This window comes from Sinomonas sp. ASV486, from assembly GCF_030908215.1.
Lineage (GTDB): Bacteria > Actinomycetota > Actinomycetes > Actinomycetales > Micrococcaceae > Sinomonas > Sinomonas puerhi.
In genome coordinates this window covers 257,885-277,515 of the sequence record NZ_JAVFJK010000006.1, presented here as the reverse complement: position 1 = coordinate 277,515, position 19,631 = coordinate 257,885, and the positions used below count along the sequence as shown (strand labels likewise).

Here is a 19,631-nt window from a genome sequence, read left to right as displayed (position 1 = left end):
CTCCACGAATCCAGCGTTGCTACCGAGTCGTTGCCAAGCTGTACTCATCGGCTGCGGTCTGCACGGGGAACGACGGCGCGTGGTCGCCCGCCATATCCTCGAGGACGCGCACCACCTGGGAGCTGTAGCCGAACTCGTTGTCGTACCAGACGTAGAGCACGAGGTTCTTGCCGCTCGAGATCGTCGCCAGCCCGTCCACGATGCCCGCGCGGCGCGACCCGACGAAGTCGCTGGAGACCACCTCGGGCGAGTCGATGTAGTCGATCTGCTTGCGCAGGTCGGAGTGCAGCGACATCTCGCGGAGGTAGGTGTTGACCTCTTCCTTCGTCGTCTCGTGCTCAAGGCTGAGGTTCAGAACGGCCATCGAGACGTCCGGGGTGGGGACGCGGATCGCGTTGCCCGTGAGCTTGCCGGCGAGCTCGGGGAGAGCCTTCGCAACAGCCTTGGCCGCACCGGTCTCCGTGATCACCATGTTGAGGCCTGCGGCACGGCCACGGCGGTCGCCCTTGTGGAAATTGTCGATGAGGTTCTGGTCGTTCGTGAACGAGTGCACCGTCTCGACATGGCCGTGGACCACGCCGTACTTGTCGTTGATCGCCTTGAGGACCGGGGTGATCGCGTTCGTCGTGCAGGATGCCGCGGTCACGATCTTGTCGTCCGCGGTGACAGACGTGTGGTTGATGCCGTGCACGATGTTCGGCAGGCTGCCCTTGCCCGGAGCGGTGAGGAGCACACGGGCCACGCCCTTGCTCTGGAGGTGCTGCGACAGGCCCTCCTCGTCGCGCCAGCGGCCGGTGTTGTCCACGACGATCGCGTCGTTGATGCCGTACGCGGTGTAGTCGATGGTCGCCGGGCTGTCCGAGTAGATGACCTGGATGAGGGTGCCGTTGGCGAGGATCGTGTTCTTCTCCTCGTCGACCGTGATGGTGCCCTCGAAGGCACCGTGCACGGAGTCCCGGCGGAGCAGGCTTGCGCGCTTGACGAGGTCCCTGTCCGAGCCCTTGCGCACCACGATGGCGCGGAGGCGCAATCCGTCGCCGCCGCCCGCGTGCTCGATGAGGATACGGGCCAGGAGACGGCCGATCCGCCCGAAGCCGTACAGCACCACATCGGTGCTCCGGCGCGGGTCAGCGCCGTGCTTGCCGACGATCTCGGCGAGCTCGGAGCGGAGGAAGTCCTCGAGGGGAAGCGACTGGCCCTTGGCGCGGAACGCCTCGTTGAGACGCGCGATGTCGATGGACGCCGCGCCGAGCTCGAGGGTGTCGAGTGCCCTGACGATCGGGAGGGTCTCCTCGAGGGCCAGTTCTTCGCTGTCGATCTGGCGGGCCCAGCGGTGGGCCTTGAGGATGCCCACCACGGACTGATTGATGAGGCTGCGGCCGTGGACCGAGGTCACTACGTTGTTCTGGCGGTAGAGGCGCCCGATGATCGGGATCATCTCCTCCGCGGCGGCCTCGCGTCCAATCCAGGTGCCGAGGGCGGATTCCGTCGTTGTGCTCACACACGTGCCTTTCTCTGCAGTCGCGCGCACGCCATCGTGCGCATGCCCACCATGGATGCACCAGGGTTGGTCGGCGGGCATGAAAAGAGCCGGTTCTGCGATCGCAGAGCCCGGCCCGTGAGAACATCTACGTTCGTGTTCCAGTCTACGCGAGAGGGCACTCGGACAGGTCCGGTTGGCCTGTGAAGTCACTCACAGGCTCTCAGTTGGTCTCGGAATTCAGCTTGGAATTCAGCTCGGAAAGCGAGGACAGGCCGGCCTGTGAGCCGGGTTCTGTCTCCGTGCGGGGTTACCCCTGCGCGGGAGGCGATCATCCATCTAGGACCGCCGTTGCCGGCGGCCTCAAGCGGCCTACCCGGGCGCTCGGGCGGGCAGCCCTCGAACGCGCCCTGTCTGGCCTTGCTCCGGGTGGGGTTTACCTAGCCTCCCCGGTCGCCCGGGGAGCTGGTGGTCTCTTACACCGCCGTTTCACCCTTACCGGCGCCCCGTGCACGAGGGCACAGCGCGCCGGCGGTCTCTTCTCTGTGGCACTGGCCTGCGGGTTGCCCCGAGTGGGCGTTGCCCACCACCCTGCCCTGTGGAGCCCGGACTTTCCTCGCGGCTTCCCCATGTGGGGCCGCCCCGCGATCGCCCGGCCGACCTGTCCTCGACCCACCAGTGTAGCCCGAGCCAGCACCATGGCGCGCCTTGTACGATTCCGTGGTGCTCATCCTGCTCCCGCCCTCAGAGGGCAAGACGCCCGCTTCGGCGGGTCCCGCCGTCGACCTCGCCTCGCTGAGCTTCCCCGCTCTCGAGGCTGCCCGTCGGGAGGTTGTGGCTGCGCTCGCCGAGGTGAGCGCGCGCGAGGACGCGCTCGAGGCGCTCGGCGTGGGCGCGTCGCTTGCGCACGACGTCGAGCGGAACCGGCGGCTCGACGAGGAACCGGCGGCGCCGGCCCACTCCGTCTACTCGGGCGTCCTGTACGAGGCGCTCGGGTACAGGACCCTCACGCCCGCGCAGCGCCGGCGTGCCGAGGAGTGTGTCGTCGTCGTGTCCGCGCTGTGGGGCGCCGTCGGGTTCGCCGACCAGGTCCCCGCCTACCGGCTGTCGATGTCGACGGCGCTGCCCGGCCTCGGACGGCTCGCGTCCTTCTGGAAGCCGCGTCTGGCCGAGGCCCTCGCCGAGCGCACCGCGGTAGGCCTCGTCGTCGACTGCCGCTCGAGCACCTACGCCGCGGCCTACGCTCCGCCGGCGGCCACGACCGTGGCCGTCGATGTCTTCAGGGAGCGGGACGGAAGGCGCAGCGTGGTGAGCCACTTCGCGAAGCACCACCGCGGCGAGCTGGTGCGGCACCTGCTGACTCGCCGGGGGAAGGCGCCGTCGACGCCCGAGGCCCTGCTCGCCGTCGCCCGCGAGCGCTGGGAGGCCGAACTGGTCGCGGGAACGGCCCGGCGGGCGCACTCCCTCGCGCTCATCCTGCGGGATTAGGCCCCGCAGGACTGGAAACCCGCAGCGGAAGGGGGCTCAGGACCACTCGGGGGAACGGACAAGGATGCAGCCCGAATCCGGACAAAAGACGATCTCGTCCTCCGCGGCGGACCGGATTGTGGCGAGGTCCCCCGGACTGAGGGCCATGCCCGAGCCCTCGGATGTGCCGTGGAACAGCCGCGCCGCCCCAACACCATTCTTGGCGAGCGTCTTCTCGTAGACCGCGACCAGGCCAGAGTCCACCCCCGAGACAAATCCCGCGCGCTCGGCAGCGATCCGCGCCCGCTCCCCCGCGACCTCGGCGAGCTGGGCGTCCAGCTCCCCACGCAGGGCCGCCCTGGCCGTCTCGGCCGTGGCAAGAGCCTGGGACGTGACGCCCTGCTCCTGGCGGAGGACGTCGAGGCGCTCGAGGATCTCGAGCTCGGTGTCCTCGAGGTCGCTCTTGCGGGCGGTGAGTCCCGCGATGTCCTTCTGGAGGGCCTCGAGGTCCTTGGACAGGCCGCCGGCGTAGAGCCGCTGCTCGTCCTTGGCGATCCGCTCAGACACCGCCGCGACCCTCGCCTCGGAGGTCGCCAGCTCGGCCTCGGCCGCTGCGACGGCGCCATCGGCGGCCCGTGCGGCCGTCGTCGCGGCCGCGAGGTCCGCCGCCGTGGTGGCGAGCCGCGGATCTGCCTCGAGCGAGCGGCGCCGCACATCGAGGGCGTGCAGCCTCGCGTCGAGCGTCTGGAGTCCGAGCAGCTTGAGCTGTTCGACGGCCGGGGCCTTGGGCATCGAGTCCTCCTACGTGACCGGGCGGGTTCTGCGGACTCTACCCCTCGCTTGGCGTGAGGATGAAGTCCCAGGGGTCGGTGTTGATCGACGAAACCCGGATGTCGAGGCTGTGGCCCTGGTCGGTCAGGACATTGTCCAGAGCCGCGGCGCCGGCGGGCAGCCACAGCCACTCGCTCGCGAAGTGGCTCACGTCGATGAGGTAGGGCCGCCCGTCCGGAGAGGACTCCCGTGCCTCGGACGCGGGATGGTGGCGCAGGTCCGCCGTGACGTACACGTCAGCAGCGGCCGCACGCACGGCGTCGAACAGGCTGTCCCCCGCTCCACCGCAGACCGCGACGCGGCGCACGAGCCCATCGCGGTCGCCCGAGACGCGGACCCCGCCTGCAACGGCCGGGAGGATCGCGAAGAGACGCTCCGCGAGGTCGCCGAGGCTCGTGATCTCGGCCAGATCGCCCACTCGCCCGATGCCCTCCTCAGGGAGACCGTTGGCCGCCTGGGTGAGCGGGCCGACACCGTCCAGGCCGAGCGCATCCGCAAGCACGTCTGAGACGCCGCCCACGGCCGAGTCGCCGTTGGTGTGGACGCTCACGAGGGCTATGCCCGATTCGATCAGCCGGTGGACGGCGCGGCCCTTCGGAGTGTTCGCTGCGACGCTCGTCACGCCGCGCAGCAGCAGCGGATGATGGGCGACGATGAGGTCGACCTCCTGTTCCGCCGCCTCTTCGATGACCTCGAGGACCGGATCGACGCAGAAGAGGATCCTGCGCACCGGCTGCGCGGGCCTGCCGGTCACGAGACCGACCGCATCCCACGCTTCGGCGAGCGATTCAGGCCAGAGCTCTTCGATGGCAAGGAGAACGTCGGCGAGGGTGACGCCGCCGCCGGGCTGATGCTCGCGGCCCTCCTCGCCCGGTTCGGCGTGCTGGTCGGGAGAGTGCTGATCGTCTAGCGGGGCGGGGCCGGTCTGCTCTGACACGAGGTTCGGTCCTCTCTCGGGAATCTTCCGCGGGCTCCGGACATTGTAGGCAGCATGAAGACTTTCATTCTGGGTGGAGGCTGCTTCTGGTGCCTCGATGCGGTCTACCAGAAGACCAAGGGCGTCTCTTCGGTGGTCTCGGGCTATACGGGCGGACACTTCCCGGACCCGGACTACTACAGCGTGTGCAGCGGAATGACGGGTCACGCCGAGGTTGTCGCCGTCACCTTCGATGAGGACGTCATCCCTCAGGAGACCGTCTTGGACATGTTCTTCGCGCTGCACGATCCGACCACGCTCAACAGGCAGGGCTACGACGTGGGCACCCAGTACCGGTCGTCCATGTTCTACATGACGGACACGGAGCGGGCGCTGTTCGAGGAAGCGATCGAACGGAACCAGACGCTCTGGACCGCGCCGATCGTCACGGAGGTGACACGCGTCGGGACCTTCTACCCCGCCGAGGACTTCCATCAGGACTACTACGGGAAGAACCCCGATGCGGGCTACTGCCACGTCATCATCAATCCCAAGCTTGCAAAGGCCCGCAAATATTACTCGCGGTGGCTCACTGCCTAGCAGGTGCCAAAGGCGCTGGTTAGGCTGAAGCCGCAGCCGGCGCCCCGGCGCCGGTTTCGCCCGGCACGGCTTCATGCCCTGTTCATGCCTTATTGTCACGCCCACATCCCGAAAGCCAGAGGACTCATGGCACGCATCTACGACGACGTCACGCAGCTGGTCGGCAACACCCCCCTCGTGCGCCTCAACCGGCTCACCGAGGGCCTCGAGGCCCAGGTGGCGGTCAAGCTCGAGTTCTACAACCCGGCCAACAGCGTCAAGGACCGCATCGGCGTGGCGATCGTCGACGCCGCCGAGCAGTCCGGTTCGCTCAAGCCGGGCGGGACGATCGTCGAGGGCACGTCGGGCAACACCGGTATCGCGCTCGCGCTGGTCGGGGCAGCCCGCGGCTACAAGGTCATCCTCACGATGCCCGAGACGATGTCCACCGAGCGACGCGTGCTGCTGCGCGCCTACGGTGCCGAGATTGTCCTGACCCCCGGCTCGGATGGAATGCGCGGGGCTGTCGAGAAGGCTCAGGAGATCGTGGCCAACACGGAGAACTCGATCTGGGCCCAGCAGTTCGCCAACCCTGCCAACCCCGAGATCCACCGCACGACAACCGGCGAGGAGATCTGGACCGATACGGACGGCGCCGTGGACATCTTCGTCGCGGGCGTCGGGACGGGCGGCACGATCACCGGCGCGGGGCAGCTGCTCAAGGAGCGCAAGCCCGATGTCCAGGTGGTCGCCGTCGAACCGAAGGACTCCGCCATCCTCAACGGCGGCGCAGCCGGCCCGCACAAGATCCAGGGTCTCGGCGCCAACTTCGTGCCCGAGGTTCTCGACACCAACGTGTACGATGAGGTGCTCGACGCAACCCTCGAGGACTCCGTCGCAACGTCCCGTGCGCTCGCTGCCAAGGAGGGCATCCTCGGCGGCATCTCTGCCGGCGCGGCTGTGTGGGGCGCACTCGAGCTCGCGAAGCGTCCGGAGAACAAGGGCAAGCTCATCGTCGCTGTCATCCCCGACTTCGGCGAACGCTACATCTCCACCGTCCTGTACGACGACATCCGCGGCTAGGCCCGACCCTCGGACCTGGACACGGCAGAAGGAAACCTGTGTCTCTGATCAAGCGCACCGTGGCACGGCTGCGGGAGGACCTCGATGCGGCCGCCGCCCATGACCCTGCGGCCCGCGGCAACGTCGAGAACTTCCTGGCCTACTCCGGGCTGCACGCCATCTGGATCCATCGCCTCACCCACGCAATGTGGCAGAGGCCTGACCTGCGGTTCGCCGCCCGGCTCATCTCCCAGGCCGGTCGCTTCCTGACGGGGATCGAGATCCATCCAGGGGCCACCATCGGACGCAGGTTCTTCATCGACCATGGGATGGGGGTCGTGATCGGTGAGACCGCCGAGATCGGCAATGACGTTTTCCTGTACCACGGCGTGACCCTGGGCGGGCGCTCGCTCGCCAAGGTCAAGCGGCACCCGACCATCGGCGATGGCGTCACGATCGGTGCCGGGGCGAAGGTCCTCGGCCCGATCACGATCGGTGCGGGGAGCGCGGTCGGCGCCAACGCGGTCGTTGTCAAGGACGCGCCGCCGAACTCGATCGTCACGGGTGTCCCTGCCACGTGGCGGCACCGCGATGCGGCCAAGGAGACGAAGCCCGCCGTCGATCCAGCGGAGTACTACTACATCTGAGGCGTTTCGTCCTCACGACTGGCACGACAACGGCGGCGCCCCTCCCGGGAGAGGCGCCGCCGTCGTCCGCCGGTCCTGCCGAACGCCCGGCGAGCTCTCAGCAACGTAGCGAATGTGCACGGGGTGTTCACGCGGGGTTCGCCCGGAACTCCGTTTCGCGGGGGATGCTCGGCGCATGACGAACCAGCCAGAGAATTCCCCCGTCACACGCCGCCGTCTGCTGGCCGGGGCCGGCCTCGCGGCCGTCGCCGGCTCGGTGGCCCTTGCGTCCCCTGCGCACGCGGTGCCGGGCGCCCCGGCCGCCGATGCGAAGGACCTTCCCGGCTCGCTCTCGGCGACCGACCCCATCGCCACTCCGACGGTGGATGGCCTGCATCTGCAGTTCGGCGCCGACGCGTCTCGGGAGATCGTGGTTTCGTGGCACACGCTCCAGCCGGTCGCGGACGCCCGTGTGCTCCTCGGCGATGCGCACGGCAACTTCGCCAAGGCGGTGGCCGCTGCGACCCGCAGCTACCTGGATGCGAAGTCCGGCCGCACCGTCTACGCCCACCACGCTGCACTGACCGGTCTCAACGCTGCCACGGGATACCTCTACGCGGCTGTGCACGCCGGCGCCACCCCCGAGTTCGGTACGTTCACCACCGGTCCCCGCGGACGCGCGCGCGTGACGTTCACGAGCTTCGGCGACCAGGGCACGCCCACGCTCGGCAAGAAGGACAGCGCGACCAGCAAATGGGTCAACGACAACCTCGGCTCCCCCTCCGCGGGTGACACCACGGGCGGCGTCGAACGCGTCCAGCCGATGTTCCACCTCTTCAACGGCGACCTCTGCTACGCGAACCTCGCGACCGACCGGATCCGGACCTGGTGGGACTTCTGGACCAACAACTCGCGCAGCGCCCGCAACCGCCCCTGGATGCCCTCCGCGGGCAACCACGAGAACGAGCTCGGCAACGGCTCCATCGGCTACGCCGCCTACCAGACGTACTTCGAAGTCCCCGAGACTGCCGGGCAGACCGACACCACGCGGGGCCTCTGGTACAGCTTCACGGTGGGTGCCGTGCGGGTCATCTCACTCGCCAACGACGACGTCTGCTACCAGGACGGGGGCAACTCCTACGTCCGCGACTACTCGAAGGGCGCACAGAAGGCGTGGCTCGAGAAGGAGCTCGCGGGGGCACGCTCGAGTGCGGACGTCGACTGGATCGTGGTGTGCATGCACCAGGTTGCCATCAGCACGGCGAACAACTTCAACGGCGCCGACCTCGGCATTCGGCAGGAATGGGTGCCGCTCTTCGACAAGTATGGCGTGGACCTCGTGGTCTGCGGCCACGAGCACCACTACGAGCGCTCGCATCCGATCCGCGGACATGAGGCGAACCAGACGCTGACTCCCGTTCCCGCGGCCACGGACACCCGGACGGTCGACACCACGAAGGGCACCGTGCACATGATCCTTGGCGGCGGCGGCACGTCTGCACCGTCGAACCAGTTGCTCTTCACTCCGCCGGAGTGCCGCGTGATCGTCTCGGTCGGCGCTCCGAATCCGACCACGGGCAAGCGTCCGCCCGTCTACGTGCACGAGCCCGCGCCGTGGTCCGCCGTGCGCGACGCGGCCAGCTCCTACGGCTTCGGCGCCTTCGAGGTTGATCCCGGCGAGCCCGGGGGCGAGACGACCATCACCGCGACCTACTACAACGTGACCGGTCTGGGGGGCGGGCTCGAGAAGTTCGAATCCTTCACGCTCCGCCGGCCCCGCTCGGACGCTCGCCGGCGCGAGGACGGCCAAGGCCAGCATGGCTGATTGCCCTTCCGCCACCTTCCCCCGGGATGTACGACGGCGCCGCTCACCGCGTGTGGTGAGCGGCGCCGTCGTCGCACCCGCAGGAGGTGACGCCCAGGAGGTGGCACTCCGATACGACCCGCAGGGAGACGACCCACAGGAGGTGACTCCCAGCGTCAATCTGGGAGTCACTTCCTAAGAGTCACCTCCTGGGAGTCACCGGCACGACGGAGTCGTGCTCAGTGGGTGTCGACCGCGGAGATCTCGGAGTGGTCCTCGCCCCACAGCGTGTGGAACGTACCCTCCCCGTCGACGCGCTGGTACGTGTGCGCACCGAACAGGTCGCGCTGGCCCTGGATCACGGCTGCAGGGAGCCGCTTGCGCCGCAGGGCGTCGTAGTACGCGAGCGAGGACGAGAAGACCGGAACCGGGATGCCGAGCTGGACGGCCGTGGCAACCACGCGGCGCCAGGCCGGGACGGCCCTGCCGATGGACTCGACGAAGGCTGGCGCGAAGAGGAGGTTCGCAGGCCTCGAGTCGCCCTTGTAGGCGGCCATGATGTCCTTGAGCAGGGCAGCCCGGATGATGCAGCCCTCGCGCCAGAGCGACGCGATCTCATCGAGCTTGAGGTCCCAGCCGTACTCCTTGCCCGCGGCGCCGAGCATGTCGAGGCCCTGGGCGTAGGAGACGAGCTTCGACGCGTAGAGGGCCTGGCGCACGTCTTCGACGAAGTTCTCCGGAACGGCCACCTCGGCCTCGTGGCCAGCAAGCGTCTCCTGGGCGATCGCGCGCTGCGCCGCCTGCGAGGAGATGCCCCGGGCGAACACGGATTCGGCGATGCCCGAGACCGGCGAGCCAAGATCGAGCGCTGACTGGACCGTCCAGCGGCCCGTTCCCTTCTGCCCGGCCGCGTCCACGACGACATCGACGAACGGCTTCCCCGTCTTTGCATCGACGTGCTTGAGGACCTCGGCCGTGATCTCGATGAGGAACGAGGAGAGTTCGCCCTTGTTCCACTCTTCGAAGATCGCGGCCTGCTCGGCCGGCTCGATCCCGGAGGCACTGCGGAGGAGGTCATAGGCCTCGCCGATCACCTGCATGTCGGCGTACTCGATGCCGTTGTGGACCATCTTGACGAAGTGGCCCGCGCCGTCGGTGCCGATCCATGCGCAGCACGGCGCACCGTCGTCGGCCTTCGCAGAGATCTTCTCGAGCAATGGGCCGAGGGCGTCGTAGGACTCCTTGGACCCTCCGGGCATGATGGACGGGCCGTTGAGCGCGCCCTCCTCGCCGCCGGAGACGCCGACGCCCACGAAGTGCAGGCCCTTCTCGGCGAGTGCTGCCTCGCGCCGGCGCGTGTCCTGATAATGCGAGTTGCCGCCGTCGATCACGATGTCGCCCTCCTCGAGGAGGGCCACGAGCTGGTCCACGACCGCGTCCACCGGTGCTCCGGCCTTGACCATGATGAGCACGCGGCGCGGCTTCTCGAGGGCGTCCACGAGCTCCCGGAGGGTCTCCGTACGGACAAAGTCACCCTCGTCGCCGTGCTTGGCCAGCAGGGCGTCCGTCTTGGCGACCGAGCGGTTGTGCAGGGCCACGGTGTAGCCGTTGCGGGCGAGGTTGCGGGCCAGGTTCGCGCCCATCACCGCAAGGCCGGTGACGCCGATCTGTGCAGACATGTACTCTCCGTCTCTTCACTGGGATTCCGCACCCAAGGCTAGTGGACCGCTGGATCCGGGATCACTGTTTGACATCGTATTTCGGTACGCCTCACTTTTTGCAAGCGTTTGCCATCTGTGCCAAATGAGCACGCAGCAATCAGCGACACGATCCGGGAAGGCGGGGCCCCGGCCCGGCCTCGTCGCCAGTCCGAAGTGAAGCCGAGCTGTAACCGAGTTGAAATCGGGTGGCAGTTAACCCTATATTCATCTTCAGAGCCTCCCGCCGCGACGAACCCCCCAATGGTCGCGGCGGGAGGCTCGATCCATGCCGCCCTGAGCCGGCGAAGCTCGCACTGAATGAGCGCATCACCCGCGCGGACGGCGTGACCCGCCGCCAGGGCCAGGACAGGAAGGGTCCTTTCCTGCGTCCTAGGACACGATCCGACCCGCAGCCACCAGCGCCGCCAGGACGCCGCCCAACCGCGCGAAGGCGACCCAGCCAGAGCGCGACACGATTGGGTAGCGCGCGGCAAGCACAAGCCCGAGCAGCGCAGCGTCCGCCACGGCAAGATAGGCCATGACCATGATAAGAAGGCCCCGCATCAGCGCGGAGCAGGCATGACGTCGAAAGCATCGGCGAGCTCAGCCACCAGGTCGTCACGGTCAATGCAGTCGAATGTTCGCTTCGCTTCGACGAGGTCACCCAGAGTGGGGCCGCGCTCTTTGCCAAAGTCCGCGCCGCGCACCGCTGCGAGACGCTCCCCGAGTGAGGATGGCTTGCCGGTGACCAATGGTTCATCCATCGAATTCGATGCCCCCATGAACCCAACCCTACCCGAAAGCTGGGAGCTTCCTGAGAAAACTGGGAAAACACTGAATCCCCTTCCCAAGCCAAAGACGAAAACGGCCCAGAAACACTGCTGGCCCGCCATCCCGGGGCAAAGCCCCCGGAATCACGGGCCAAAAGAGGGTGGGTCCTACCGGGATCGAACCGATGACATCCACGGTGTAAGCGTGGCGCTCTACCAGCTGAGCTAAAGACCCTTGACGGGGGCGATCGACGTCCCGACGGGGTACCACAGTACCCCAGCGGCCGCCCGCCCGCGAATTGCGGCGAGGGGCGCCGTCGTGCTCCGCTGCGGCCCGTACACGGATCGCAGCGGCCGGAACCTAAGGAACGGGGATGCCCGAAATCTCCGCCAGCGCGGCCCGGTATTCGGCGATGTCGCGCGCCTGGCCGCGGGGATTGATGACGCGGTAGCGGACCACTCCGTCGCTGTCGATGATGAAGGTCCCTCGCACGGCCATGCCGCTCACCTCGTCGAAGACGCCGAAGCGCCGGGCCACCTCGCCGTGGGGCCAGAAGTCGGCGAGCAGCGAGAACTCGTATCCCTCCGCGGCGGCGTAAGCCCGCTGGGCGAACTTGCTGTCAACGGAAACCGCGAGGACCTCGGCGTCAACTTTCGCGAACGCGTCCCACCCGTCGCGGATCTCACAGAGCTCGCCCGTGCAGATCCCGGAAAAAGCGAACGGAAAGAAGAGGACCACCACGGGCCGCCCCCGGAACGACGAGAGCCGGACGGGTTCCCCGAATTGGTTGGGAAGCTCGAAGTCCGGGGCGACTTCGCCGACCTGGGGCGACTTGGCGCCCAGCGGCAGCATCACTGCTTCTTCCGGACAAGACGGGTGGCGCTCCAGTCCTTGGAGACGCCGACCGAGGAGGTCGAATGAAGACCAGCCGGGGGCGCGGCCTCCTGGATCTCGACCGGACGCACGTGGCCGGCGCGACCCTGCTTCGGAGTCAGGAGCCACACGAGGCCCGGCTCGTTGAGGGTGGTCTGGGCGTCCATGAGCATGTCGACGAGGTCGCCGTCGCCCTCGCGCCACCACACGATGACCGCATCGGCGACGTCGTGGTCCTCCTCATCGAGGAGATCGGAGCCCACGGCCTCCTCGATCGCATCCCGCAGATCGAAGTCCACGTCCTCGTCGTAGCCGAATTCCTGGATCAGGTCTCCTTGCTTGATACCCAATCGCTCCGCCACATTGCTATCCGCGGCGGTGTCGGTCTCGCCCACGTCGTCTCCTCCTTTGTCTGCTGTGCACTCGGCACGATCACGGCGGCGCCCCGAAGGCATCCAGGGAGGGATGCCCACCTTGACCGTTACTCCCACCGTAGCTATAAGCCAACTACGTTTGGCCCGCCGCTTCAAGCACGCACCGCCCCCTAGCCTCGATCGACAGCGATTTCGAGCCCTCGGGACGAGCTAGCGCGCCCACCATGAGAGTACGCGGCTCCCCGTAAACGTGGTGACCAAAGTCCCCAACGGCGCAGCTTGGCTAACAAACCCTTCCCGGGCGCCGCTAGAGTGGCATCTGAACGCCCACGGCCCAAAAGACCCCTTGGTCCGGGGCGTCCACAGTACCAACGGCCCTGCACGCACAGGGCACCGCGACGAGACTGCCCGCCGCCGGCTGCCACCAGCTCCGGTCCAACGGGCTCGAAGAGAGGTTTGGACGTGTCTGTAGGAGAGGAAACCTCGCACATCCTCAGCGGCCTGACGAATCAGCTGCCGGACCGCGATCCCGATGAGACCGCCGAGTGGGTTGAGTCCCTCGACTCCCTGATCGAAGAGCACGGAACGGAGCGCGCGCAGTACATCATGCGTAGCCTCCTCCAGCGCGCGGGCTCACGCAGCGTTGGTGTCCCGATGGTCACCACGACCGACTTCGTGAACACCATCCCGGCGGATCAGGAGCCCGAATTCCCGGGCAACGAGGAATTCGAGCGCCGCTACCGCGCATACATGCGCTGGAACGCCGCCATCATGGTCCATCGCGCGCAGCGGCCGGGCATCGGCGTCGGCGGCCACATCTCGACCTACGCGGGAGCGGCGACGCTCTACGAGGTGGGCTTCAACCACTTCTTCCGCGGCAAGGACCACGCCGGCGGCGGCGACCAGATCTTCTTCCAGGGCCACGCCTCCCCCGGCATGTACTCACGCGCCTTCATGGAAGGGCGCCTGAGCGAAGAAGACCTCGACGGGTTCCGTCAGGAGAAGTCCAAGGAAGGCCACGCCCTCTCCTCGTACCCGCACCCGCGCATGATGCCGGAGTTCTGGGAGTTCCCGACGGTGTCGATGGGCATCGGGCCCATGAACGCGATCTACCAGGCGCAGACGAACCGCTATCTGCACAACCGCGGGATCAAGGACACCTCGGACCAGCACGTGTGGGCGTTCCTCGGCGACGGCGAGATGGACGAGCCCGAGAGCCGCGGCCTGCTCCAGCTCGCGGCCAACGAGAACCTCGACAACCTCACGTTCGTGGTCAACTGCAACCTCCAGCGCCTCGACGGCCCGGTGCGCGGCAACGGCAAGATCATCCAGGAACTCGAGGCCTTCTTCCGTGGTGCCGGCTGGAATGTGATCAAGGTCATCTGGGGCCGCGAGTGGGACAGCCTCCTGGCCCGCGACGACAACAACCAGCTCGTCAAGATCATGAACGAGACGCTCGACGGCGACTACCAGACCTACAAGGCCGAGTCCGGCGGATTCGTCCGCGACCACTTCTTCGGCAAGACGCCGGAGACCAAGGAGCTCGTCGCGGACTACACCGACGAGCAGATCTGGAACCTCAAGCGCGGCGGCCACGACTACTGGAAGGTCTACGCCGCCTACAAGGCTGCAACCGAGTTCAAGGGCAAGCCGACCGTGGTGCTCGCCATGACGGTCAAGGGCTACGGCCTGGGTCCGCACTTCGAGGGCCGCAACGCGACCCACCAGATGAAGAAGATGACCCTGCAGGACCTCAAGGACTTCCGCGACCACCTGCGGATCCCGATCCCGGACGAGCAGCTCGAGGCGAACCCCTACGAGCCCCCGTACTTCCACCCGGGCCAGGACGCTCCCGAGATCCAGTACATGATGCAGCGGCGCCAGGCGCTCGGCGGTTTCCTGCCGGAGCGGCGGGATCCGCACGAGGGCATTGCACTGCCCGCCGAAAAGTCCTTCGAGGTGGCCAAGCGCGGCTCTGGGAAGCAGCAGGCCGCGACCACGATGGCGTTCGTGCGGCTCCTCAAGGACCTCATGCGTGACAAGGAGTTCGGCAAGCGGATCGTTCCGATCGTTCCGGACGAAGCACGGACGTTCGGCATGGACGCGTTCTTCCCGACTGCGAAGATCTACAACCCCAAGGGCCAGAACTACCTGTCCGTGGACCGCGACCTCGTCCTCGCGTACAAGGAATCGCCAGAGGGGCAGATCCTCCACGCCGGCATCAACGAGGCGGGCTCCATCGCGGCGTTCACCGCGGCCGGAACCTCGTACGCGACGCACGGCGAGACCCTCGTTCCCGTCTATGTGTTCTACTCGATGTTCGGCTTCCAGCGCACGGGCGACGGGATCTGGGCAGCAGGCGACCAGATGGCCCGCGGCTTCATCATCGGGGCCACGGCGGGTCGCACTACCCTGACCGGCGAGGGTACCCAGCACGCGGACGGCCACTCCCCGCTCCTGGCCTCGACCAATCCGGCAGTCATCAGCTACGACCCGGCCTACGGGTACGAGATCGGCCACATCGTCAAGGCTGGCCTCGAGCGGATGTACGGCGGCAAGCACGAGCATCCGAATGTCATGTACTACCTCACGGTGTACAACGAGCCGATCGTCCAGCCCAAAGAGCCGGAGGAGCTCGACGTCGAGGGTCTGCTCAAGGGCATCTACCTCCTCGCACCGGCGAAGATCGACGGCCCCCGTACCCAGCTGCTTGCCTCCGGCGTCTCGGTGCCGTGGGCGCTCGAGGCCCAGCAGATCCTCGCGGAGGAGTGGGGCGTCTCCGCGGATGTCTGGAGCGTCACCTCGTGGACCGAGCTCCGCCGCGACGGCCTCGCCGCCGAGGAAGAGTCGTTCCTCAACCCGGGCCAGGAGCCGCGGGTGCCGTTCGTCACGCACCAGATGGCCGGCGCCACCGGACCGATCGTCGCCGTGACGGACTACATGAAGGCCGTTCCGGACCAGATCCGCCAGTTCCTGCCGAACGAGTTCGCCACCCTGGGCGCCGACGACTTCGGCTTCGCGGACACCCGGGCTGCGGCGCGCCGGTACTTCCACATCGACGCCCACTCCGTGGTGGTCCGGGCACTGCAGATGCTCGCCCGCCGCGGCGAGGTCGACGCCGACGTCCCGCGCCAGGCGTTCGACCGCTACCGCCTGTTGGACGTGAACGCAGGAACCACCGGTAGCGCGGGCGGCGACGCGTAGCGCGCATGAGCTGAGCCTCGGCGACCACCGACGACGGCGGCCCTCCCCACTGTGGGGAGGGCCGCCGTCGTGCGTCATCGGGTCGGTGCCCGACACGGTGTGGCCACGCACACGGCGTCTTGTAGCCTTCACACAAAACGGGCGGCTCGGGGTCGGTATGCTCGAGTGCATGGCGCAGCCTCAGCACCCCCCCGGCAGCGAGTCGAATGGCAAGCTGACCATCTCACCGGCCAAGGCAGAGACCGTGAAGAAGCTCCGTGCCAATGTCGGGCAGCTCTCGACGACGACGATGCGGGAGCTCGAGCGCGCCCTTCCGTGGTATTCGCGGCTCAGCGCCGACGAACGATCGGCCCTCGGCCTCGTGGCCCAGAACGGGATCGCCGCGTTCGTCACCTGGTACGAGCGCCCCACGCTGCCCACCTGGATCCTCTCGGACGTCTTCGGCACCGCGCCCACCGAGCTCACCCGCTCGATCAGCCTCCAGAAGGCGCTCCAGCTCATCCGGATCGTCGTCGAAACGGTCGAGGACCAGGTGCCGCATCTTGCTCCCGAGGAAGACCAGCCAGCACTCCGCGAGGCGGTGCTCAGGTACTCGCGAGAAGTCGCGTTCGCCGCCGCGGATGTCTACGCCCGAGCTGCAGAGACGCGCGGATCGTGGGACACCCGGCTCGAGGCGCTCATCGTCGACGCTGTCCTGAGGGGCGAGAACACCGATGCCCTCCGCTCTCGCATTGCGGCGCTCGGGTGGAAGGCACAGGAGCGCTTCACCGTCATGGTGGGCTCCTCGCCGCTCGAACCGAGCCCCACGTACGTGGGGGAGCTCCGCCGGACTGCGGGACGGTACGCCCAGGACGCGCTCGTCGGCATCCAGGGAGATCGGCTCATCCTGATCCTCGGCGGCCTGCACGATGCAGAGCTCGCGCTGTCGCGCCTTGCAGAGCTTTTCGCGCCCGGCCCGGTGGTCTACGGTCCCGAGGCGGCAACGCTGCCCGAGACGAGCGCCTCCGCGCAGGCGGCCTTCGCCGGCCTCTCGGCAGCACGCGCTTGGCCCAACGCTCCGCGGCCCGTCTCGGCCGAAGACCTCTTGCCCGAGCGGGTCGCGGCCGGCGACGACGCGGCGCGGCGGGCCCTCGTGCAGAAGATCTACCGCCCGCTCGTGGCAGCCTCGAACGGGCTCGTCGAGACCCTCAGCGCGTACTTCGAGCTCGGGCACTCGCTCGAGGCAACCGCGCGCGAGCTGTTCGTGCACGCCAACACCGTCCGATACCGCCTGCGTCGGGTCAGCGACGTCACGGGGTGGGATCCCCTCCTGCCCCGCGAAGCCTTCGTGCTACAGACGGCCCTCGTCGTCGGGCGCCTCGCCGCATCCCCGAAACCGCCCACTGAACGGCAAGCGTCACGCTCCTGATGTCCCCTCCCCCGGAGAGCCTCGTTGTAGACTTCCCACAAATGGCGTCCTGCAGCTTGGTGGGCGTCCCCTCCGCTCCGAGACGCTCTGATTTGGAAAGCTTGGTTACGTGCTAGCAATTGTCTGCCCTGGACAGGGCTCCCAGACGCCAGGGTTCCTGGCCCCCTGGCTCGAGCTGCCCTCCGTCGCCGAGCGCCTCGGTGCCCTCGGCGAGGTCGCCGGCCTAGATCTGGTGGCCCACGGGACGACCTCGGACGAGGAGACGATCAAGGACACCGCCGTCGCGCAGCCGCTCATTGTGGCCGCCGGCATCGTTGTGGCCGAGGCAATGTTCGACGTCGACCTGTCCGAGCTCCCCGTCGTGCTGGCAGGGCACTCTGTCGGAGAGATCACGGCGTCTGCCCTGGCTGGCGTCCTGAGCGCAGAGGACGCGATGCGGTTCGTCGCGACCCGTGCGCGGGGCATGGCGCGGGCCGCGGCGGTAACGCCGACCGGCATGAGCGCCGTGGTCGGAGGCGATCGGGACGAAGTGCTCGCCGCGATCTCCGCCGCCGGTGCCGAGCCCGCGAACGTCAACGGCGGCGGCCAGGTCGTGGCTGCCGGAACCTTCGACCAGCTCAAGGCCCTCGCTGACCATCCCCCCGCCAAGGCGCGGGTCATCCCGCTCAAGGTTGCCGGCGCGTTCCACACCCAACACATGGCCTCCGCCGTCGCGGACCTCGAGGCGCTCCGCCCGGAGCTCGCGGTCAATGACCCGGCCGTTCCGCTCCTGTCGAACTACGACGGCGCCGAGGTGGCCTCGGGGAACAACGCCGTTGCGAGCCTCATTGCCCAGGTGTCGCGCCCGGTCCGCTGGGACCTCTGCATGGACACCCTTTCGGCGCGCGGCGTCACCGGCCTCATCGAGCTGACCCCGGCCGGCACCCTCGTGGGCCTCGCCAAGCGCGGTATGCCCGGTGTTAAGACCGTGGCTGTCAAGACCCCTGCCGACGTCGATGCCGCCCTCGGGCTGTTCGCCGCCGACGCCCAGAGCGACAAGGAAACGGTATGACTACCCCCACGCTGAAGCAGGCTGAGACCAACGCGCACTCCCGGATTCTCGGCATCGGAGGGTACCGCCCGTCCGTGGTCGTCACCAACGACGACGTCTGCCAGTGGATCGACTCCTCCGATGAGTGGATCCGCCAGCGCACGGGCATCGTGACCCGCCGCCGCGCGCCCGAGGACGTCACCGTCCTCGACATGGCCGAGGGTGCTGCGCGTGATGCTCTCGCGTCTGCCGGCATCCAGGCCAGCCAGTTGGGCGCCGTCATCGTCTCGACCGTCTCGCACCCGTACGCGACGCCGTCCGCAGCCGCTGCGCTCGCGGACCGCCTCGGCGCGACGCCAGCGCCCGCCTTCGACATCTCCGCGGCATGCGCGGGCTACTGCTACGGCATTGCCCAGGCCGACGCGCTCGTGCGGTCTGGGGCTGCGGACTATGTGCTGGTCGTCGGGGCCGAGAAGCTCAGCGACCTCATCGACAACACCGAGCGGAGTATCTCGTTCCTGCTCGGCGACGGCGCGGGCGCCGTCGTGATCGGGCCGTCCGAGACTCCCGGGATCGCTCCGTCTGTCTGGGGCTCCGACGGGAGCAAGTGGAACGTCATCGGGATGACCCACTCGCTCCTGGATGTCCGCGACCTCTCCGAAGAGGCTGAGCGCAACGGCGCGAGCAACGCCGCCGCTGTGCTGGGCACGGAGGCCAAGATCTGGCCGACGCTTCGCCAGGACGGCCAGAGCGTCTTCCGATGGGCCGTGTGGGAGATGGCCAAGGTAGCCAAGCGTGCGCTGGACGCCGCAGGCCTCCAGCCCGAGGACCTCGGCGCGTTCGTGCCGCATCAGGCGAACATGCGCATCATCGACGAGATGGTCAAGCAGCTCAAGCTGCCTGAGTCCGTCCTGGTGGGCCGGGACATCGCCGACGCTGGAAACACCTCCGCGGCCTCGATCCCGCTCGCCACGCTCCGCCTCCTCGAGGAGCATCCGGAACTCCATGGCAAGCCAGCCCTGCAGATCGGCTTCGGCGCGGGCCTCGTGTTCGGCGCCCAGGTTGTGATTCTCCCCTGAAACCATGGCGCGCTCCTCACGGTGCGCGTCGAGACCATGCCGCGGAACGCGGCTGGAAACCCTGATCCGGCCACCGCCGGGAACCAAGAGAAGGAGCCGACATGGCAAGCAACGAAGAGATCCTCGCCGGTCTGGCCGAGATCGTCAACGAGGAGACGGGCCTCGCGACCGACGCGGTCCAGCTGGACAAGTCCTTCACGGACGACCTCGACATCGACTCGATCTCGATGATGACCATTGTGGTCAACGCCGAGGAGAAGTTCGGCGTGCGCATCCCCGATGAGGAAGTCAAGAACCTGACGACGGTCGGCGACGCTGTCGACTTCATCGCCAAGGCCCAGGCCTAAGCACGGCTCCCGGCGGGCGGGGCCCCGGGGGCGGCCGCCCCGGGTTTGGGGCGCCCGGCGCAGGCCCCCCGGAGGGACCA

18 protein-coding genes, 1 tRNA gene and 1 other RNA gene are annotated in these 19,631 nt (G+C 68.0%); 10 read left to right on the top strand and 10 right to left on the bottom strand.

What is annotated here, in order from left to right:
- Nucleotides 1–19: 19 nt before the first annotated feature.
- Nucleotides 20–1,501, bottom strand: coding sequence for a glyceraldehyde-3-phosphate dehydrogenase (locus tag RBS60_RS11155; RefSeq protein WP_307957616.1), 1,482 nt, complete (start codon nt 1,499–1,501; stop codon nt 20–22).
- Nucleotides 1,502–1,747: 246 nt separating this feature from the next.
- Nucleotides 1,748–2,144, bottom strand: an RNA gene (gene rnpB / locus RBS60_RS11150) — RNase P RNA component class A.
- Between the two features lie 59 nt (nt 2,145–2,203).
- Between rnpB and RBS60_RS11145 the strand changes: the two genes are divergently transcribed.
- Nucleotides 2,204–2,968, top strand: a complete 765-nt coding sequence (locus RBS60_RS11145) for a peroxide stress protein YaaA (RefSeq protein ID WP_307957615.1) — start codon at nt 2,204–2,206, stop codon at nt 2,966–2,968.
- A 36-nt stretch (nt 2,969–3,004) separates the two neighbouring features.
- Here the strand turns inward: RBS60_RS11145 and RBS60_RS11140 are convergent, their stop codons facing one another.
- Nucleotides 3,005–3,739: a C4-type zinc ribbon domain-containing protein gene (locus RBS60_RS11140; protein ID WP_307957614.1), complete on the bottom strand. Its 735-nt coding sequence runs from the start codon at nt 3,737–3,739 to the stop codon at nt 3,005–3,007.
- Nucleotides 3,740–3,776: 37 nt separating this feature from the next.
- Nucleotides 3,777–4,715, bottom strand: a complete 939-nt coding sequence (locus RBS60_RS11135; protein WP_307957613.1) for a Nif3-like dinuclear metal center hexameric protein — start codon at nt 4,713–4,715, stop codon at nt 3,777–3,779.
- A 54-nt stretch (nt 4,716–4,769) separates the two neighbouring features.
- Here RBS60_RS11135 and msrA point away from each other — a divergent pair, with 54 nt between their 5' ends.
- The 4 genes from msrA to RBS60_RS11115 all read left to right on the top strand — a co-directional run bounded on the left by msrA (nt 4,770) and on the right by RBS60_RS11115 (nt 8,786).
- On the top strand, nt 4,770–5,294 hold the full coding sequence (msrA, locus tag RBS60_RS11130) for a peptide-methionine (S)-S-oxide reductase MsrA (protein ID WP_307957612.1): 525 nt from the start codon (nt 4,770–4,772) through the stop codon (nt 5,292–5,294).
- Nucleotides 5,295–5,420: 126 nt separating this feature from the next.
- Nucleotides 5,421–6,356 carry a cysteine synthase A gene (gene cysK, locus RBS60_RS11125; protein ID WP_307957611.1) on the top strand — a complete coding sequence of 312 codons (936 nt, stop codon included), beginning with the start codon at nt 5,421–5,423 and terminating at the stop codon, nt 6,354–6,356.
- A 47-nt stretch (nt 6,357–6,403) separates the two neighbouring features.
- Nucleotides 6,404–6,982 carry a serine O-acetyltransferase EpsC gene (gene epsC, locus RBS60_RS11120; RefSeq protein ID WP_307957644.1) on the top strand — a complete coding sequence of 193 codons (579 nt, stop codon included), beginning with the start codon at nt 6,404–6,406 and terminating at the stop codon, nt 6,980–6,982.
- Nucleotides 6,983–7,157: 175 nt separating this feature from the next.
- Nucleotides 7,158–8,786, top strand: coding sequence for a metallophosphoesterase family protein (locus tag RBS60_RS11115; RefSeq protein ID WP_307957610.1), 1,629 nt, complete (start codon nt 7,158–7,160; stop codon nt 8,784–8,786).
- A 218-nt stretch (nt 8,787–9,004) separates the two neighbouring features.
- Here the strand turns inward: RBS60_RS11115 and gndA are convergent, their stop codons facing one another.
- The 6 genes from gndA to RBS60_RS11085 all read right to left on the bottom strand — a co-directional run bounded on the left by gndA (nt 9,005) and on the right by RBS60_RS11085 (nt 12,504).
- Entirely contained in the window at nt 9,005–10,444 is a 1,440-nt protein-coding gene (gene gndA / locus RBS60_RS11110; protein WP_307957609.1) for an NADP-dependent phosphogluconate dehydrogenase, read from the bottom strand.
- Between the two features lie 411 nt (nt 10,445–10,855).
- Nucleotides 10,856–11,005 carry a hypothetical protein gene (locus tag RBS60_RS11105; protein ID WP_307957608.1) on the bottom strand — a complete coding sequence of 50 codons (150 nt, stop codon included), beginning with the start codon at nt 11,003–11,005 and terminating at the stop codon, nt 10,856–10,858.
- Nucleotides 11,006–11,028: 23 nt separating this feature from the next.
- On the bottom strand, nt 11,029–11,247 hold the full coding sequence (locus tag RBS60_RS11100) for a hypothetical protein (RefSeq protein ID WP_307957607.1): 219 nt from the start codon (nt 11,245–11,247) through the stop codon (nt 11,029–11,031).
- A 150-nt stretch (nt 11,248–11,397) separates the two neighbouring features.
- Nucleotides 11,398–11,470, bottom strand: a tRNA-Val gene (locus RBS60_RS11095).
- A gap of 126 nt (nt 11,471–11,596) precedes the next feature.
- On the bottom strand, nt 11,597–12,088 hold the full coding sequence (locus RBS60_RS11090; protein WP_307957606.1) for a peroxiredoxin: 492 nt from the start codon (nt 12,086–12,088) through the stop codon (nt 11,597–11,599).
- Nucleotides 12,088–12,504, bottom strand: a complete 417-nt coding sequence (locus tag RBS60_RS11085; protein ID WP_307957605.1) for a DUF3052 domain-containing protein — start codon at nt 12,502–12,504, stop codon at nt 12,088–12,090. The genes RBS60_RS11090 and RBS60_RS11085 overlap by 1 nt, the downstream gene beginning before the upstream one ends.
- 441 nt (nt 12,505–12,945) lie before the next feature.
- Between RBS60_RS11085 and aceE the strand changes: the two genes are divergently transcribed.
- From aceE to RBS60_RS11060, 5 genes are all read left to right on the top strand, one after another.
- The gene (aceE, locus tag RBS60_RS11080; protein ID WP_307957604.1) at nt 12,946–15,687 is read left to right on the top strand and encodes a pyruvate dehydrogenase (acetyl-transferring), homodimeric type; all 2,742 of its coding nucleotides are present in this window, start codon (nt 12,946–12,948) and stop codon (nt 15,685–15,687) included.
- Between the two features lie 169 nt (nt 15,688–15,856).
- Entirely contained in the window at nt 15,857–17,095 is a 1,239-nt protein-coding gene (locus RBS60_RS11075) for a helix-turn-helix domain-containing protein (RefSeq protein WP_307957603.1), read from the top strand.
- Between the two features lie 109 nt (nt 17,096–17,204).
- Nucleotides 17,205–18,146: an ACP S-malonyltransferase gene (locus RBS60_RS11070; protein ID WP_307957602.1), complete on the top strand. Its 942-nt coding sequence runs from the start codon at nt 17,205–17,207 to the stop codon at nt 18,144–18,146.
- On the top strand, nt 18,143–19,204 hold the full coding sequence (locus RBS60_RS11065; RefSeq protein WP_307957601.1) for a beta-ketoacyl-ACP synthase III: 1,062 nt from the start codon (nt 18,143–18,145) through the stop codon (nt 19,202–19,204). Before RBS60_RS11070 ends, RBS60_RS11065 begins: the two co-directional genes overlap by 4 nt.
- Nucleotides 19,205–19,305: 101 nt before the next feature.
- Nucleotides 19,306–19,551 carry an acyl carrier protein gene (locus RBS60_RS11060; RefSeq protein WP_307957600.1) on the top strand — a complete coding sequence of 82 codons (246 nt, stop codon included), beginning with the start codon at nt 19,306–19,308 and terminating at the stop codon, nt 19,549–19,551.
- The last annotated feature ends 80 nt before the right edge of the window (nt 19,552–19,631 follow it).

Excerpts from the sequence above, each read along its gene's own strand:
- RBS60_RS11140 (WP_307957614.1), bottom strand. The coding sequence starts at position 3,739 with ATGCCCAAGGCCCCGGCCGTCGAACAGCTCAAGCTGCTCGGACTCCAG.
- msrA (WP_307957612.1), top strand. The coding sequence starts at position 4,770 with ATGAAGACTTTCATTCTGGGTGGAGGCTGCTTCTGGTGCCTCGATGCG.
- cysK (WP_307957611.1), top strand. The coding sequence starts at position 5,421 with ATGGCACGCATCTACGACGACGTCACGCAGCTGGTCGGCAACACCCCC.
- RBS60_RS11115 (WP_307957610.1), top strand. The coding sequence starts at position 7,158 with ATGACGAACCAGCCAGAGAATTCCCCCGTCACACGCCGCCGTCTGCTG.
- gndA (WP_307957609.1), bottom strand. The coding sequence starts at position 10,444 with ATGTCTGCACAGATCGGCGTCACCGGCCTTGCGGTGATGGGCGCGAAC.
- RBS60_RS11105 (WP_307957608.1), bottom strand. The coding sequence starts at position 11,005 with ATGGCCTATCTTGCCGTGGCGGACGCTGCGCTGCTCGGGCTTGTGCTT.
- RBS60_RS11100 (WP_307957607.1), bottom strand. The coding sequence starts at position 11,247 with ATGGGGGCATCGAATTCGATGGATGAACCATTGGTCACCGGCAAGCCA.
- RBS60_RS11090 (WP_307957606.1), bottom strand. The coding sequence starts at position 12,088 with ATGCTGCCGCTGGGCGCCAAGTCGCCCCAGGTCGGCGAAGTCGCCCCG.
- RBS60_RS11075 (WP_307957603.1), top strand. The coding sequence starts at position 15,857 with ATGGCGCAGCCTCAGCACCCCCCCGGCAGCGAGTCGAATGGCAAGCTG.
- RBS60_RS11065 (WP_307957601.1), top strand. The coding sequence starts at position 18,143 with ATGACTACCCCCACGCTGAAGCAGGCTGAGACCAACGCGCACTCCCGG.
- RBS60_RS11060 (WP_307957600.1), top strand. The coding sequence starts at position 19,306 with ATGGCAAGCAACGAAGAGATCCTCGCCGGTCTGGCCGAGATCGTCAAC.